Source organism: Levyella massiliensis, assembly GCF_000308275.2.
Classification (GTDB): domain Bacteria; phylum Bacillota; class Clostridia; order Tissierellales; family Peptoniphilaceae; genus Murdochiella; species Murdochiella massiliensis_A.
Genome location: NZ_HG529491.1, coordinates 29,548 through 46,014, shown reverse-complemented (window position 1 = coordinate 46,014; position 16,467 = coordinate 29,548). Strand labels below are relative to the sequence as shown.

Here is a 16,467-nt window from a genome sequence, read left to right as displayed (position 1 = left end):
ATGGGCGTTAACCTTTCTTTCTTTGTTTGGTTGATACTTTTTATGTAAAGGATTCTCTCTCCCAACTCCGCAGCACCGAGTTATGACAAATAGTTGTTTTCGTGCTACGCTACAATAAATTAGAAAAAATGACCAAATGGGCAGGGGGAGAAACAATGCACCACAAAGGCACACAAATCATTGAAACGCGACGCTTAATCTTACGTCCTTTTACGATGGACGACGCGGAGGCAATGTTTCGCAATTGGCATGCCGACGAAGAAGTCACGAAGTTTTTGACATGGCAAGCAGTGAAATCGGTGGAAGAAACCAAGGCGGTTTTACAGTCTTGGGTGGCGTCCTATGCAGATCCTTCTTTTTACCAATGGGCCATTGAGCTCAAAGAGCTTCAGGAAGGGATCGGCTCTCTTTCGGTTGTCGGAAAAGAGGAAAGGACCGACACGGTCCATATCGGCTATGCGATTGGGAAAAAGTGGTGGCACAAGGGAATTACGACCGAGGCCTTCCAAGCGATCATTCCCTTTTTATTTCAGGAAGTTGGGGCGAATCGCATTGAATCTCAACACGATCCGAATAATCCGCATTCCGGGCAAGTGATGAAAAAGTGCGGCTTGACCTATGAAGGTACGTTACGGCAGGCGGACAGAAGTAATCAGGGCATCGTGGATGCGGCCATTTACAGTTTATTGAGGGAAGAATGGGAGAAAAGGGGAAAATAACTATCGCTATTTTCGGGGAATAACCCAAATGTGTTTGGGATTTATGTCATAACTGCTGTAACGGTGAAGTATTTGGGTGCGGAATAGCGCGAGGATGCAGGCGCAGGAACAGGAATTCATTAAAGCGCTTCATGCGTGAGGAAAAAGACGAAGATAGAAATGGGATTCAAAAGGATGTAACAAAGCCTCTCCCTTGCAATCGAATGTTCGCATTCCGCGGTTCTCTTGCTTTCGGTTCATCCAAAGTTTGTTGTTACGTTAGCCGCTCTTTCATTACGCCCCATGTTATTGCTCTATCTTAAAAATAACATGGGGCGCCGTTTCGCGATTGTCCCATGTTATTTCCTGATTTGTAAAATAACATGGGGCACTGAAGGGAGAAAAACTCTGATTTCTCCCATGTTATTTCATTATTTCAAAAATAACATGGGTTTTTACACAGCAATTTTGGCGAAACACCCCATGTTATTGCTTTATCTTAAAAATAACATGGGTTTTTACACAGCAATTTTAGAAAAACACCCCATGTTATTTCTCTATCTTAAAAATAACATGGGGTAGCGGTCGCGCGAGCACCCCATGCTATTTATCGATCTGTAAAATTACATGGGGTACCGTCGTTATATGGGGCCGAAGCTGCTTTGTTAAGCCATCCCACTGCGCCGGGCATTATTAAATAAGGAAAAGGGCTGCCCCAATATCTTGCCGAAAATCGGCATTTTGAGGCAGCCCCTTTTTATGAAGTAAATATTATATTTCAGTTGTTTTTCGCCAACGATCCGATCGGATCCCAGGGCTTGAGTTCGGTGACTTCGCCATCGTAGGCCTTGAGCCACTTCTTATCCACATATTTGCGATCCACCATGATCTGGTAGGTGAACTCGTTCATCCAAGCATCGCTCATGGAGTAGATGCCCTTATCGCCATTTTCATCGCCCCAGCTGTTTTCCACTTTCCATTTCAGCGGGTTGCCTTTTTTGTCCAGATCGACACCGACAAGAACCATGGCATGGGTAAGGACGGATTCGCTGTAATCCAGGCGTTCGGCTTTGGTCATGCCCGGGGTGAAGCCCAGGGTGTCTTCAAAGTCGTAGGTTTCCAGATCCATGATGCCTTCCTTGCGACCCAGTCGCTGGCCGACATCGCAACCGAACCAGACGGGATGACCGTCTTGAATGGAGCGAATGGCTGCCTTTTTGAGGTCTTCCATGGGGACGTTGACGTAACGGACCGGATCGGCCTCGTAGATCGTGCCCAGATACTGGACGGTGTAGGCTTTGCCGTAGGGCTTGTCTTCCGTAGGAGCATTGATGAGCGAAATCTTGTCATCCATGTTCCAACCAACGTACTTGTTGAAGAATTCCTGGGGCGTAATGCCTTCGATGCGATGGAATTTCTCATCTTCATCGCGATAGGAGAAGTCGAATTTCGTTGGTACTTCGCCCAAGGCCTTAGTCAGGATGTTATAAATATCATAGAGCATGTCATCCTTTTCGGCACGAAGCGCTTTCTCTTTTTTGCCTTCTTTGTATTGTTGACGGATGCGGCAAGCATCTTCACGCAGACGCGTGGTCATGATGGTATCGAGCATGCGGGAATTCGAGGAATGGAAGGTTTCCGGCATGACGCTCTTGGGCACCGCGCCGTATTTTTTCAAAATTTCCTTGAACATATCCCACTGGCCGCCATCCTGCAGCGGCGCTTCCAACAAATGCTTCATCAGGCGGGAATCAATGTCCTCATCCAACGTGTGGAGAATGTTCTCCAAAAAGTAGTTAGCTTTTTCAAGCTTGTCCCAGAAGAACGTATAGTTCTGTGAGAACTCGAACGTCTTCATGTTCAGTTTTTCCATCACCGAAACGCGCGCTACGTTCAAAGATGCGAACATCCAGCAACGACCGCTGCTCTTTTGGTTCGTGATATCGCCACGTTTGGTCTCATCCGAAAACACGAAATTGTGCTTTCTTAATACATTATTGTTGAAGGAAGCTTTCTCAAAGCCCACCGAAGCGATGGCATTTTTTACTCCTTGCGATTGCTTGTCTTCGGCAAAGCGCTTCGAAAATTTATCCAGTAATTTCTTATCCATTTCTACCTCCTTTATTTGACTTTCATGAATTATTCTAGACTAACAAGGAAGAAAGGACAAGACGACGCCTTGCGTTTACGCTTTTTCCGGCATATCGCTCGAAATAACTAGCACAGAGTGGGCTTTAAATATGACAACAGAGTTTAAATTCTGGGACGCCTTGGGACAAAAACTAGAGGACAATAGAAAAGGAGTGTTTGTACATATGAGGAGTGAGGAATGAAACTTTAACATCGCTATAGGAAGGTGAATATGGATTATTTGGAGTTCGTTTTGCGCAGGACATTGATAAAGTATAAGAAAGCATGGAGTGAGCTGGAAAAAAGAGAATCGACACTTTCTCGTACATCGATAAAGGGGAGGCTTGTCATTTCAAAGTCGCACGATCGCTATCAATTTTATTGGATAACTCGCAATGATAAGAATAACACGGGCAAACAAGAAATCGTAAAACGCTACTTAGGAAGTGATGAAAACGAAACGGTGCGCACATTGGCTCAAAAAAGTTATGATATGGCAGCGCGTCGATTGCTTAGCAAAAGGATCCCACAATTGGAGGGACTGTTAAAAGACTATCAGTCCGGGGAATTAGATCTTCTCTACGATATTTTACATCCCATGCGAAAGCGGTCTGTTCAACCTTTGCTACCAACGAATCGGCAACGGATGGATCAATGGAAAAGGCGGGCTTTCCAACCAAAATCCACTAGCAATATGCGTGAAAATCTTTATACCAATAAAAATGGAAAAGTGCGTTCAAAGTCGGAGAAGATCTTAGCGGATCTTTTTACTGCAAGGGGGATCGAATATAAATACGAATGTCCCTTGTATCTGCCGAATGGAACCTGCATCCATCCGGACTTTACGTTTTATCATCCGGAGCGACAAATTGAAATGTATTGGGAGCATTTTGGCATGATGGATGTTCCGGAGTATGCGAACAATGCGCTTCGTAGAATAGCACTTTACGAATCTGCGAATATTCATCCTGGCGATCGGCTGATCATGACCTTTGAGAGCTCGGAATGCACCTTGGATTTGCGCATTGCCGAAGAGCGCATTCAGCGATATTTATGGAAGGACCATCAATGATAAAAGAGGCGGGGTCAACCTTCACCAGATACCGATGCTCGACGCAACCAAGCTTCAGCCATTCTCCAAGCAGTTCAATGTAGCTACTTTGTGCCGGGTTATGATCTTCGTGTGCGCCCGGCTAAAGAGTGGCCGCCACAATTACGGGTCAAAACGGCGAAATGGAAAAATGACCCGTAAAGCCACCGTCACAATTACGGGTCAAAACCGCAAAATGGCAAAATGACCCGTAATCTGCGCCTTCAGTGGGGGAGGAAGTCGGACGGACGGCGGCCAAGGACTCGTTCGGCGTCATGAGCGGCGTCGCCTTTCCGGCTCGCATTTGACAGATGAGGGAAATTTGTTATAATTCTAGGGTAGTGCACTTTTGATTGTTCTGTGGAGAGCTGTCCGAGTGGCCGAAGGAGCATGATTGGAAATCATGTATACGGATTCCCGTATCGAGGGTTCGAATCCCTCGCTCTCCGTTGCACTATATGGGGAGTTAGCGGTGCCCTGAACCTGCAATCCGCTTTAGCAGGGTAGAATTCCCGGCCTCGGGATACAAGGTGAATCGCTGGTCTTCGTCGGCGGTGTTGACGTCATGGTCTTGCACAATGGAGGCTCATGAACCATGTCAGGTCCGGAAGGAAGCAGCATTAAGTGTTGTACTTCATGTGTTGCGAGGGTGCCATGGCTGAGCCGAAGGCTAAGGTGCCGGGTGCATTGCGTGTCACAAAGCCGGGTGTGCGGACTTATGAAAGAAGCCGAAAGGCTTCTTTTTTTGTATGGATTTATAACAAATTTTGGTATGGATCAATATTAAATATAATAGACATATGAGTATGCAAAATCTTTAAGAAAGCGATGGAACGGTTTTAATGCCCCTTTACACCGGGAGGCATCAAAGGGCTAGACGCGTTCTTATGAACCACTTACTATCAATGCATGGAGTGCAGTTGAAATCAGCGTGAATAATGCGCAGGCCACGAAACAATTCCTAAAGAAGAATAATTTGACAATAATTAGACGCCGCAATACTATTGGGGTGAAGATGGCTAGGCAAGAAAGGGAAAACGTTTTTTATGGCTGTAGCCTTAATACTGTGCCTAATGATGAATCAGGGGACGGTTCAAGCCGTGGCATCAAGGCCTTCAATTAAAGTGAATTCTTTTATGAGAAGAAGTCCGGTACGACGCGTAGATAAAGTTATACATCATTCGCCTCAGGGGGAAGTAATAATATCAGGGTATTACCGTTTGAGTAATTCGGGCGAGGTGATCGATATTGATCTCCACGCTAGATGCACGGGTAAGTATAGCCTTTATAGTCAATCTTATGAACCAAGCGAAGGCAAAGTCTATTGTATTATCTACTACCGTGACGGCTATTTTGTAAATAGCATTTCTGTGTTCGTTTGATATCGTTGAAAATGAATTTAAATAAGATACTAAGATACTAAGATACCTATAAAGCAGGAAGGAGCATTCCATGAAACGTACTTGGCTTCATCTGAAACGCAATGCAAAGCAGGGAGTGCTCCTTTTTGCGGTGTTTTTTGCGATTACGTTCTTTCTGCTTCTGTCTTTTTCAATGCATCGAGCCGGTGATTTCTTTCATAAAGAAATGCAGAATGTGCTGGAGGCACGCTTTATCATTACGACTCCCTTTATGGGCGGATCACGCTATCAAACAGAAGAACAGCTTACCGAAGAAGTGCAACAAATGCATCGCTGGCTGAGCGAATGGCGGAAAGATCCAAGAGTCAAAGAGGTGATTGTTGAGCCGGTTCTTCGAAACGGATATCTGACGACCTTTGATGGAGCGGATAGCGATGAGACCATGTTTGGAGTGCTTGATTCCCATGATGCCTCTGAAGCGGATGACAAAGGATTCTATACCAAACATTTTGACACGCCGAAATCCGTGGCTGGCCCGGGCGATTGGAAAGAAGCCCGTAAAACGGATAATCTGGTGCTACATTATTTAGACTGTATTCGCTTGTCTCTTCAGTATCGTTCGGCAAAACTGGAATATGAAATGAATCCCTCTCTCTTTGCCGAAACGCCAAGTCTGCTCTATGGCAATGCCATAAAGGGGATACATCCCGCTTTGGTGGGTGTCACGCAAGAAAAAACCAGCGATTTGTTATGCGGCCAAACCAAAATTATTGAGGGAAGAATGTTGAATGAAAAGGATGATGCGACAGGTGCTTATCATGTGGTAGCTCCATTCAATACGTTTTATATCGATAAGAATGGCTATCGGCCGTTGCGCATTGGGGATAAAATTCCGATTACGATCAATGATTTTGGCAAAACTGTTCAATCAGAATTGTTTACAGTCGTCGGCTTCCACAACGGCACGCGAAGCTGGCCGATGGAAATCAATCAATTTTCTGTATTCGGTTTTATCGGTGATTATTATTATATTCCACGGAGTCGATGGGAAAGTATTCGGACATCGCTACAAGAAACGATGCAAAAAAAATCATGGAAGAAGTTGTCCCACATCGGCATTCAAGGCGAGACGCTTGAGAATTTAGATCCGCAGAGTGATCATGAGATTCTTACTTTTCCTATTGTTACGTTGCATGATTTCAAGGACTTGGGCCCAATGATGAAAAATGTACAGGCGAAGATGGATGCATTAAACAAGCGCCATGAAGTGCCGTTATATGCATGCCACTCTTCCTTTAAAGCCTATCAGTCGTTAGCCGGCAATATTGATTCCATGCAAGGGGTGTTTCAATTTATGAAATGGTTATCCGTGGCGGTTGCCATCCTAACCATTCCTCTTTTGATTCTTTTCCAATTGACAAGAAGAAGTAAGGAGATGGCAATCCTGCAGGTTCTGGGAGAAACGCGTGAACGAAGTCTCTTTCATTCCTTGGGCGAATATATACTTCTCATCAGCCTTTCGTTTCTTGCGGCAGACATAGCCAATGCGTTTGTCTCCGTGGCATGGCGCCGCTATTTGACAAACTCTGTCCGTACGCTAACGACCGAAACCGAGGTCTTATCCAATAGCGCAGCCATTGAAAAGGGCGTTGCTACGTATCGGACGTTGTCTTTATCCGACGGCAATTTCCTTTTGCTGCTGGTCTGCATCGGTCTTGTCATTGCCGGCTTTGGCCTAGCCTATATCGTGTTGCGTAAAAAGAAACTTACCGATAGACTGCGCGATATGGAAATTATGGGAAAGAATAATGAATAATAAAGAACCGGATACTAGCGATAGTTTCATTTTGTGCCGGCAGAGGAGCAAAGGCAGAGGGGAAGAGAAGGGATGCCACGATGACACTGTGGAAAGAAAGCCTGTTGCGTTTTCATCGTAAGTGGGGAGAATCTGCGATTTTCAGCGCCTTGATGTTCGCCTTGTGCACCTTGCTTTTTATAACGATAGCATTTGTGCATCTTTTCTTTCGTTCCGGGGAGAGTTTGTATGCCGGAATAGAGCGCTCCATAAGTTTGGAAGGAAATGTGACAAAACCGATCGGTTATGACTATTCTGAAAAAATATATCAGGATATTCAAGATATTGAGCAGGCTTGGAAAAAGTTCGAATCCATTCCCGGCATTTCCGGCACAAGTATGCACTATGCTTTGCTGGCTACTCTAGAGTCATCCGTAAAGACGGATGCTGCAGACGATAAGGTTTCTTTAGTGGGCTTTGCTTCGTCGGATCAAAAAGAGATCGAACTTTCACAGGGAAAAAAACTGACGAATACCGATTTTAGCAATGGCTCGGCAGTGGCTCTTGTACCGACAGATTTTACAGTACCGAGTGAAAAGGGAAGCCATCCTGTGAAAGCGGGTGAAACGATTGTTGTTACCTTTCCGGATCCGGTGGCTGCTTATTTCCGAGAAGCGGAGGCAACAAAAGCAACGCCTCATCGCCTCGCCGTCAAAGTCGTGGGAACCTTTTTGCCTCTTAAAAAAGAAGGAGATCTTCCCACCGATTCGAACAAGACCATTTTTTTGCCCAATGCCTTTGTACGCGATCAAATGGATCACTTATATCGCGAAAGGAATAAACGCATTGCTTCATCCCCAAAGGATGCCGCTTTGCTTCGCAACGACGATGGCGTCATTTATGGTGCAAAAATTTTAAAACCAACCTTGCAGTGTGCCGATAGTAAGACATTAAAAAGCATGCGATCCCAAGTGCAACAATTGGCGTATCGCTTGGACAAATATGATGAGAAGGGTGAACTGGTAGCGGAATATAAAGCAACGTCGACGTTTGATCAGGCGCTCAAACTGGAGAAAGCCATTCGAACTTCACAGCAATTTGTATTTCTTTTTATGGTAGCGTTGTCCGTTCTCCTGCTTGTCGTGTTTATGGTGCTGTTTTTCTATTTTCTGCAAAGTCGTGCGCCGGAAATGCAATTGCGCTTTGCGCTAGGAAGCGCCTTAGCACCTATGCGACGTCTTTTCTTTTTAGAAAAGGCATGGATTTTGTGCCTCAGCTGCCCCATCGCTTGGGCGACGGGAACCTTGGTAAGCCGTACGATGGCCAGAATCTTGGCGCAGCGTGTGCTTTCGCAAGAAAATGTGGCCATACTTCTGGCGGAACGAACCCATGAACAACAGATGCTGTGGCGTGCATCGGTACAGGAGAACTATCATATCGATTTTTCGTGGCAGGTCGGTGTTTTCGTGTTTGTGTTGCTACTATTCCTATTATGGGCCCTTACCGCTTACGCCCTGCATCGCATCACAAAAGAAAAGAAAAGAAGAAAGGCTTAATATGAAGGAAGCAGGGAGAGACTGTGCCGGGGTTTGAGACAAAAAAAGGAGGAAGTCCAATGCTTTTTGAAGTGAAGCATGTTACCCATCGCTATAAAGATGGCGATGTCGAACGGGTGGTTTTGGATGATGTAAATCTTTCTTTGGAAAAAGGAAAGTTTTATACGATTATGGGGGAATCGGGGAGTGGAAAATCAACGCTGCTTTCGCTGATGGGGACGCTGGAGCCTTTACAGGAAGGAAAGCTTTTCTTTCGAGATAAAGAAGTGACGGATCCGTTGGCATTTCGTCGCTTGCAGTTGGGCTTTGTGTTTCAATCGTATAATTTAATTTCATATATGACGGCACATGAAAATGTCGAGGTGGCGCTTCGGTTGGGAAAGGCGGATCTTTCGGCGGCGAAAGAGGTGGCGGATCGTTTGGAGAAAAGTCCGTTGACACCGCAGGAACAAAAGGAAGATACGGCGGATCCTCTGACGCGCTTACTGCTGCTATTCGGGTTGGACCAGGCAAAGTCTTCCCGTGTGGTGACGAAGCTTTCCGGCGGGGAGCAGCAGCGCGTTGCCATTGTGCGCGCCATTGCCAAGAATCCATCGATATTACTTTGCGATGAACCGACGGGCAATTTGGATCAAAAGACTTCTGAGGGGATTGTGGCGTATTTTGAATTGTTGGCGCATACGCTCGGGATGTGCGTCATTGTGGTCACGCATGATCCGCGTATTGCGGAGCGATCGGATCAGTCTTTTGTGCTGGATCCGGTTTTGAAACGGCCGGTGCAGCAATAGACGGCAGGCGTGCATCGCTAAAAAATTGGGAGGTTCCGCAAGACATGGGTATCTACCTTGCATGAGTAAAAAAGAAGGTAGGACGATATGGAAGATTATTTAACATTTCATGGAACGCCGAGCGTTCTGTTTGAACAATTGGAAGCCGGTAATGAAGAGGGCGTTCGCCATTTGGAAATTGTGCACGAATACGGCTCGCATCAAAAGCTGGAGGACGGCACGGAATTGCCGCTGTTTCAGTGGGAAGACGGCTATCGCAAATTAGGGCGCGCCACAGACGGATCGCTGTTTTTAATTCAGACTTCGGTGATCTATCAGGAGGAGATGGAAGAGGAAGAGCGCGATTGGTATCAGGTTGACTCTGAAGAGCAGGCCGAGTGGTTGAACCGCCATATCGATGGGCAGAAGCTAGCCTATCATTATAATGGGCCAAAGATCTGGACGGCAGAAGGCGTGATTCACTTTTCGAGGGGATAAAGTGGCTCTTGGCCCCCAAAGAGCGATCAGGCGTATCGTTTCACTCTATAAAAATCAAAAACGAAGGAGTACACCATGTCGATTTACGATTTTACCATGAAAAATGCCGAAGGCGACTTCGTGGATTTTCACACCTATGAAGGGAAGGTGCTTTTGATTGTTAATACGGCAACCGGTTGCGGCTTCACCCCGCAATACGAGGGCCTGCAAGCTCTCTATGCCAAGTACCATGACCAGGGACTTGAAATTTTGGATTTTCCCTGCAATCAATTCGGTCATCAGGCTCCGGGCTCAGACGCCGAAATCACAAACTTTTGCCAGCTCACCTATCAAACAGCCTTTCCGCAATTTTCTAAGATTGATGTCAATGGCGAAAACGAAGCGCCGCTCTATGCGTTCTTGAAACAGCAGCAAGGCGGCGTTCTTGGCGATGCCATTAAGTGGAATTTTACGAAATTTCTGGTGAATCGCCATGGCGATGTGGTAGCCCGTTTTGCGCCGCAAACCTCGCCGGAAAAGATGGAAGACGCCATCCAAAAGCTGTTGGCGGAATAAAAAGAGGCATAAAAGGGTATTTTATGAGCCTTAAAGGTGGGAATGACAAAACGTAAAAAAGACAAAACGTGGGAATTTCAGCAGGCGCTGAAATTCCCACGTTTTTCATTTAGACAATTGCATTCAAAACGCTGCGTCTTTACTTATTACTACATTTCCACGTCGTCTTCTTTACCGATGGTTTCGCAATAGATGCATCGATAAGTCTTCGTTTCCGGATCAGTCAGACGGAAGACATGATCCAGCTCCTGTTCAATGGAGGTGATGCAGCGCGGATTGTGGCAATGCAGAATATTCGTGATGGTTTCCGGCAGCTGCGGATGTTTCTTTTCGACAATCTCGCCATTATGCACGATATTGACGGTGATATGGGGATCGAAATAGCCCAGCAGGGCGAAGTCGAGATCGATGTGTTCCGCCACTTTCAGGATATCTTTCTGGCCGCGTTTGGAGCTGACGGCGTTTTCGATCAGAGCAATCTGAGAGTTCAGTTTATCCAGACCCAGATAGTGATAGAGCACCATGCCTTTGCCGACAGGAATATGGTCAATGACAATGCCTTCTTGTAAATCGCCTAAAATCATGCTGTTACCCCCAATAATTTCATAATCAGTGCCATTCGGATAAAGCGGCCGTTCTTCACTTGACGGAAGTAGGCGGCACGCGGGTCGCTATCGACCTTGACAGAAATCTCATTGACACGCGGCAGCGGATGCAACACGCGCATGCTGGACTTTGCGATTTTGAGACGTTCCGGCGTCAAGATGTACGTATCTTTCAAGCGGATGTAATCGGCCTCATTGAAGAAGCGCTCGCGCTGGACACGGGTCATATAGAGAATATCCAGTTCCGGCATGGCTTCGCTGAGACTGCGCACCTCCTTGAAGGGAATGTTTTGCTTTTCCAAAATTTCCGTGCGTACGTGTTCGGGGATCACCAGCTCTTCCGGCGAAATCAGGACAAAGCTGATGTTTTTGTAACGACTCATAGCCGTGATCAGGGAGTGGACGGTGCGGCCGAATTTGAGGTCGCCACAGCAACCGATGACCATGTTGTCCAGACGGCCCATTTCGCGATGGATGGTCAGAAGATCCGTTAAGGTTTGGGTCGGGTGGTTATGACCGCCGTCGCCGGCGTTGATGACCGGAATATCCACGGAACGCGAGGCCACAAACGGAGCACCTTCCTTGGGATGGCGCATGGCGATGATGTCCGCAAAGCATTCAACGGTGCGGGCGGTATCGGCAACGCTTTCGCCCTTGGCCACGGAACTGGAGCTGGCTTCGGAGAAGCCGATGACATCGCCACCCAGGGCAAGCATGGCGGATTCGAAGCTCAGACGGGTGCGTGTGGAAGGTTCATAGAAAAGGGAACCCAGCACGCGGTGGGCGCATACTTCCTGGAAACGGGCAGGATCGGCGATAATTTGTTCGGCCACCTCAATGAGCTCGTCAATCTCTTGGGTGGACAGATCTTTGATGTCAATTAAATCCTTCATCGGCATCGGCTTCCTCCTTATTCTTGGGTTATATTTTGCTGTTCCGACGATTGCATCCAGGATTCATCCGAAGGATTATCGCGGAACTTCTTCAACTGCGGAATTTGGGCAGCGGTTAACATGCCTTGTGCTGCCGCAACGTCTAAGATGGTGTCAAAATCGGTCAGGCTGTGCAGGGGGACCTTAGCCTGCTGCAGGCGATCGATACTTTTTTGCATGCCATAGGTAAAGATGGAAACAATCCCAAGCACCTCGGCGCCAGCTTCGCGCAAGGCGTCAACAACTTCCAGCACGCTGCCGCCGGTCGAAATGAGATCCTCAACCACCACGACTTTTTGCCCCGACTCGAGGCGTCCTTCGATACGATTCTGGCGGCCGTGATCTTTATTACCGCCGCGCACATAGCCCATGGGTAAATCCAGTAGCGATGCCGCCAGTGCGGCATGAGCGATGCCTGCTGTCGCCGTACCCATGAGCATTTCTGCTGCCGGGTAGTGTTCGCGAATGGTATCGGCGATGGCTTGTTCCACTTGCCGGCGCACCGTCGGCGCCGACAAAATTAAGCGATTGTCGGTGTAGATGGGGCTGTGGATACCGCTGGCCCAGGTGAAGGGCTCTTCCGGCCGCAGAAATACGGCTTGAATCTCCAGCAAATCCTTAGCGATGGCAGTTTTTGTTGTGTTTTCCATAGGAACCTCCTATCGGTTTTCGGCTTCGGCATCGCCAAAATCCGCCAAGGCGCGGCGATAACTGGCGACGGGATCTTCTGCCTTTGTGATGGAACGTCCCACCACAATGTAGCTGCTGCCAAGTTCTTTTGCCTGCGCCGGCGTCGTAACGCGTTTCTGATCATCCTTGGCATTGTCGGCAAAGCGAATGCCCGGGGTCACGGTCAGAAACGCCTTGCCCAAGCGCTCATGGACCAGTGGCGATTCCAGCGGTGAGCAAACGACACCGTTTAAGCCGGATTCTTTCGCCAGCGCCGCATACTGCACGATGATGTCATTCATAGGCTTTACAATGCCTAACTCATCTTTGAGCATTTCCGGTGAGGTGGAGGTCAGCTGTGTCACCGCCAACAGCACCCCGTCAGGATAGCCTTCCCGCGCAGCGCGCATCATGGCACTGCCGCCTGCCGCGTGAAGATTTGTCATATCCACGTTTAGCGTATGTAAGCGGCGCATCGCCCGCTCCACCGTGTGCGGAATATCGTGCAATTTTAAATCCAGAAAAATGGGATAGCCCATATCCTTAATTTCCCGTACTAAATCCGGGCCTTCGCCATAAAAGAGTTCCATCCCTATTTTGACGAAGGGCTTTTCGTCCCGAAACGGCTGCAAGAAATCCATGGTTTCCTGGCGATTCGGAAAATCCAAGGCAATAATGACCGGTTTCATTCCGTCTCCTTTCCGCGAGGGTTTTGTTTCACCTGTGCGACTGATTTTGCATGCGCAGCCCCCACAATGTCTTCCAACTGTTCCACGCCCAGTCGATCCAGCACCGTTTCGATATCGGTCAGAAGCGATGCCCACATAAAAGGATCGGCCAGTCCTGCCGCGCCGATTTCGACCGCGCTGGCGCCTGCCATCATCATCTCTACAACATCCTCCGCGGAGCTCACGCCGCCGCAGCCCAGAATGGGCACGTCCACCGCTTCGTACACGTCATAGATCATCCGAATGGCGATGGGGAAGATAGCCGGTCCGGACAGGCCTCCGGTGCCGTTGGCCAGAAGTGGCGCGCGCTTTTTCAGATCGATGCGCATGGCTTTTACCGTATTGATGAGCGTGAGACCATCCGCTCCCGCCGAAACAACAGCTTTTGCCAAGCTGGTGATGTCTGTGACATTTGGCGTCAGCTTGACGAAGAGGGGCTTGGTAATGGCCTTTTTCACCGCTTCGGTCACAGCGGCCGCCTGCTCCGGATCCACGCCGAATTCCATCCCGCCGCAATGCACGTTTGGACAGCTGATGTTGAGCTCAATCAGCGCAATCTGCTCTTGCTCCGCCATTTTCTGTGCCACTTCCACATATTCATCGATATGAAAACCGGCCACATTGGCGATCATGCCTTTTTTGGATACGGCTGCGAGTTTCGGCAACTCCTCGGCGATGACCTTGTCCAGTCCGGGGTTTTGCAATCCGACGGCATTCAGCATTCCGCTTGCGCTCTCTGCAATGCGCGGCAGGGGATTACCAAAGCGCGGCTCGCGCGTGGTTCCCTTTAGTGCGATGGAGCCGAAAAAGTCCGGGGCAATGTCTTCAGCGCGTTCATAACCGAAGCCGTAGCACCCGCTGGCGGGAATGAGAGGATTTGTCAGTTTGAGGCTGCCAAGCGAAACCGCAAGGCGTGGTGTCACCTGCTCTTCAAGACGCGATTTCATCCCCATGGCAGCGCCTCCTTTCGAAATACCGGCCCTTCCTTACAGACACGCTTCGGCCCGTCCACGGTTTCCACCGTACAACCCATGCAAATGCCCACGGCACAACCCATGCGCTCCTCTAAACTGAACGCACCATCCATGTGTTCCTGTTCCATGGCGCGATAAAGTGCCTGAAACATCGGTCGTGGTCCGCACGTATAAATATAGAAGTCTTTTGCCGGTCGCTCGGCGAGCACATCTTGCAAACATTCCAAGACCGTGCCCTTGGTTCCCGTGCTGCCGTCCATGGTAGCAATGCGCACATCACAACCCAGCGCTTCAAATTCTCCCGCCAAAAAGATCTCATTGGCCGTATTGAATCCCAGCAAAACGACCGGGCGTTTTCCCTCTTTTACGAAGGCTTTGGCCAGCGCGAAGAGCGGCGGAACACCCACGCCCCCACCGATAAGCATCGGCGTGCGATTTCCCGCATCCTGCAGGCAGAAGCCATTTCCGCGTCCCAATAACACATCCAACGCACCGTCCTGTATTTTTGTCATTGCTGTGGTACCATGGCCGACGGTTTTATAGAAAATGCGCAGCGATGTTTCATCCCAGTCGCTGACGGACATGGGGCGTCGCAGATAGTAGTCGGGCACTTTAATGGCTATGAATTGTCCCGGCGTCTTTAGCGACGTTGTATCACCGGCAAGAATCATTTCATACGTATGGTCGGCGACCTTTCGGTTGCTCACGATGCGCATTTCAGTCACAGTAACGCTCCTTCCAGGCCGGATCCTCATAGGCACTTTCGCCACCGACCAAGGTATTGAGGCACACGCCGCGTACCGTCCATCCCGCAAAGGGCGTCGCATGGCCCATGGAGAGGAAGGTTTCCGGATCAATGGTGTAGGCCGCATTCAGATCCCAAATCCCCAGATCTGCCGGCTCATTCACATCAATGCCATACGGGATGCCAAGGGATGCCTTGGCTTCCTTTACTTCCGGCAGGCGGAAGGACGCCATCGGCCGTGTGCTCATGGCTTCCACCAGTTGTTCCAGTGAAAGGATGCCGGTCAACACCAGCTGTGTATAGAGCACCGGAAACGCCGTTTCCAATCCCACGATGCCGTTCAAGCTCTTGTCCAAACCTCTTGCTTTTTCCTCCGCCGAATGAGGTGCATGGTCTGTGGCCACCGCAAGAAGCGTCCCGTCAATCAACGCTTCACGCAGCGCTTCGCGATCCGCCCCCGAACGAATCGGCGGGTTCATGCGAAAGCGTCCGTCTTCCCGCAAATCCTCATCCGTCATGGTGAGATAATGCGGTCCCGTTTCGCCCGTCACCGGCAGCCCCTTTTTCTGTGCTTCCCGGAGCAATGCGACGGATTCCTTCGTAGAAATATGGCAAATGTGATACCGGGCTCCGGTTTCCTCCGCCAGTGCGATATCTCGTTCCACTTGTTTCCACTCGCTTGCAGACGGGTTTCCCTTATGGTGATGCCGCACTGCATAGGTGCCGTCGTGGATGACGCCACCGTTGACCAAGGCAATCTCCTCCGCATGTGCGACAATGGCTTTGGCCAGTGCTTTTGCTTTCACCATGGCTTCGCGCATCCGTCCTTCGTCCGCCACACCTACGCCGTCGTCCGTAAATGCCACGACATACGGTGCCAGCTCCTCAAAGTTGGCCAGTTTTGCGCCCTTTTCGCCGCAGGTAATGGCTCCATAGGGCAATACATGCACCACCGCCTTATCACGAATGATCGCACGTTGCACTTCCAGATTTTCCAACGTATCCGGCACCGGCTTCAAGTTCGGCATCGTACAGCACACCGTATAGCCGCCGTGTGCTGCCGCCCGGCTTCCCGTTTCAATCGTTTCTTTATACGAAAAACCCGGTTCGCGAAAATGCACATGCAAGTCGACGAAACCGGGAAAAATGTGAAGATGGGAACAATCCATCACTATTTCATTATTTTCATTAGAAACGGGAGAAATGGGAGAAACAGAAGAACCGGAGAGGGAAGACGGATCCAAACGAACAATACGCCCTTTGTCAATCGTCAAATCCAGATTTTGGAAACGGCCATGATAAAACACCGTTCCATTCACCAGCTTCAGCTTGCGCATGGTCACTCCTTTCGCAATACCCATGTT

Annotated in this window: 15 protein-coding genes, 1 tRNA gene and 1 other RNA gene; 9 read left to right on the top strand and 8 right to left on the bottom strand. The window is 48.9% G+C overall.

Going from position 1 to position 16,467, the window contains the following annotated elements; genetic code table 11:
• The first annotated feature begins 155 nt into the window (after nucleotides 1–155).
• The gene (locus tag BN98_RS05245) at nucleotides 156–719 is read left to right on the top strand and encodes a GNAT family N-acetyltransferase (RefSeq protein WP_019190408.1); all 564 of its coding nucleotides are present in this window, start codon (nucleotides 156–158) and stop codon (nucleotides 717–719) included.
• A gap of 757 nt (nucleotides 720–1,476) precedes the next feature.
• Here BN98_RS05245 and BN98_RS05240 read toward each other — a convergent pair.
• Nucleotides 1,477–2,808 (bottom strand): C1 family peptidase, encoded by a 1,332-nt coding sequence (locus tag BN98_RS05240; RefSeq protein WP_019190406.1) that lies wholly within the window; start codon nucleotides 2,806–2,808, stop codon nucleotides 1,477–1,479.
• Nucleotides 2,809–3,060: 252 nt separating this feature from the next.
• Between BN98_RS05240 and BN98_RS05235 the strand changes: the two genes are divergently transcribed.
• The 8 genes from BN98_RS05235 to BN98_RS05205 all read left to right on the top strand — a co-directional run bounded on the left by BN98_RS05235 (nucleotide 3,061) and on the right by BN98_RS05205 (nucleotide 10,450).
• Complete coding sequence (locus tag BN98_RS05235; protein ID WP_019190405.1) at nucleotides 3,061–3,900, top strand: hypothetical protein; 840 nt, start codon at nucleotides 3,061–3,063, stop codon at nucleotides 3,898–3,900.
• 380 nt (nucleotides 3,901–4,280) lie between these two features.
• A tRNA-Ser gene (locus BN98_RS05230) sits at nucleotides 4,281–4,367 on the top strand.
• An RNA gene (ffs, locus tag BN98_RS08180) (signal recognition particle sRNA large type) lies at nucleotides 4,368–4,632 on the top strand.
• Between the two features lie 738 nt (nucleotides 4,633–5,370).
• Nucleotides 5,371–7,095 (top strand): ABC transporter permease family protein, encoded by a 1,725-nt coding sequence (locus BN98_RS05225; RefSeq protein WP_019190404.1) that lies wholly within the window; start codon nucleotides 5,371–5,373, stop codon nucleotides 7,093–7,095.
• Between the two features lie 80 nt (nucleotides 7,096–7,175).
• Complete coding sequence (locus BN98_RS05220) at nucleotides 7,176–8,630, top strand: FtsX-like permease family protein (RefSeq protein WP_019190403.1); 1,455 nt, start codon at nucleotides 7,176–7,178, stop codon at nucleotides 8,628–8,630.
• A 59-nt stretch (nucleotides 8,631–8,689) separates the two neighbouring features.
• Complete coding sequence (locus tag BN98_RS05215) at nucleotides 8,690–9,418, top strand: ABC transporter ATP-binding protein (RefSeq protein ID WP_019190402.1); 729 nt, start codon at nucleotides 8,690–8,692, stop codon at nucleotides 9,416–9,418.
• 87 nt (nucleotides 9,419–9,505) lie between these two features.
• Entirely contained in the window at nucleotides 9,506–9,895 is a 390-nt protein-coding gene (locus tag BN98_RS05210) for a hypothetical protein (RefSeq protein ID WP_019190401.1), read from the top strand.
• A 75-nt stretch (nucleotides 9,896–9,970) separates the two neighbouring features.
• Entirely contained in the window at nucleotides 9,971–10,450 is a 480-nt protein-coding gene (locus BN98_RS05205; RefSeq protein ID WP_019190400.1) for a glutathione peroxidase, read from the top strand.
• Between the two features lie 149 nt (nucleotides 10,451–10,599).
• Here BN98_RS05205 and BN98_RS05200 read toward each other — a convergent pair whose 3' ends face one another.
• From BN98_RS05200 to BN98_RS05170, 7 genes are read right to left on the bottom strand one after another with little or no spacing between them, the layout of a single operon-like run.
• Nucleotides 10,600–11,034, bottom strand: coding sequence for an aspartate carbamoyltransferase regulatory subunit (locus tag BN98_RS05200; RefSeq protein WP_019190399.1), 435 nt, complete (start codon nucleotides 11,032–11,034; stop codon nucleotides 10,600–10,602).
• Nucleotides 11,031–11,948, bottom strand: coding sequence for an aspartate carbamoyltransferase (gene pyrB, locus BN98_RS05195; RefSeq protein ID WP_040942781.1), 918 nt, complete (start codon nucleotides 11,946–11,948; stop codon nucleotides 11,031–11,033). Before pyrB ends, BN98_RS05200 begins: the two co-directional genes overlap by 4 nt.
• A gap of 17 nt (nucleotides 11,949–11,965) precedes the next feature.
• The gene (pyrE, locus tag BN98_RS05190; protein ID WP_019190397.1) at nucleotides 11,966–12,637 is read right to left on the bottom strand and encodes an orotate phosphoribosyltransferase; all 672 of its coding nucleotides are present in this window, start codon (nucleotides 12,635–12,637) and stop codon (nucleotides 11,966–11,968) included.
• Between the two features lie 9 nt (nucleotides 12,638–12,646).
• Nucleotides 12,647–13,345, bottom strand: coding sequence for an orotidine-5'-phosphate decarboxylase (pyrF, locus tag BN98_RS05185; protein WP_019190396.1), 699 nt, complete (start codon nucleotides 13,343–13,345; stop codon nucleotides 12,647–12,649).
• Complete coding sequence (locus tag BN98_RS05180; RefSeq protein WP_019190395.1) at nucleotides 13,342–14,337, bottom strand: dihydroorotate dehydrogenase; 996 nt, start codon at nucleotides 14,335–14,337, stop codon at nucleotides 13,342–13,344. The genes pyrF and BN98_RS05180 overlap by 4 nt, the downstream gene beginning before the upstream one ends.
• Nucleotides 14,328–15,074, bottom strand: a complete 747-nt coding sequence (locus BN98_RS05175; protein WP_040942756.1) for a dihydroorotate dehydrogenase electron transfer subunit — start codon at nucleotides 15,072–15,074, stop codon at nucleotides 14,328–14,330. The genes BN98_RS05180 and BN98_RS05175 overlap by 10 nt, the downstream gene beginning before the upstream one ends.
• A 1-nt stretch (nucleotide 15,075) precedes the next feature.
• Complete coding sequence (locus BN98_RS05170; RefSeq protein ID WP_019190393.1) at nucleotides 15,076–16,440, bottom strand: dihydroorotase; 1,365 nt, start codon at nucleotides 16,438–16,440, stop codon at nucleotides 15,076–15,078.
• Nucleotides 16,441–16,467: the final 27 nt, after the last annotated feature.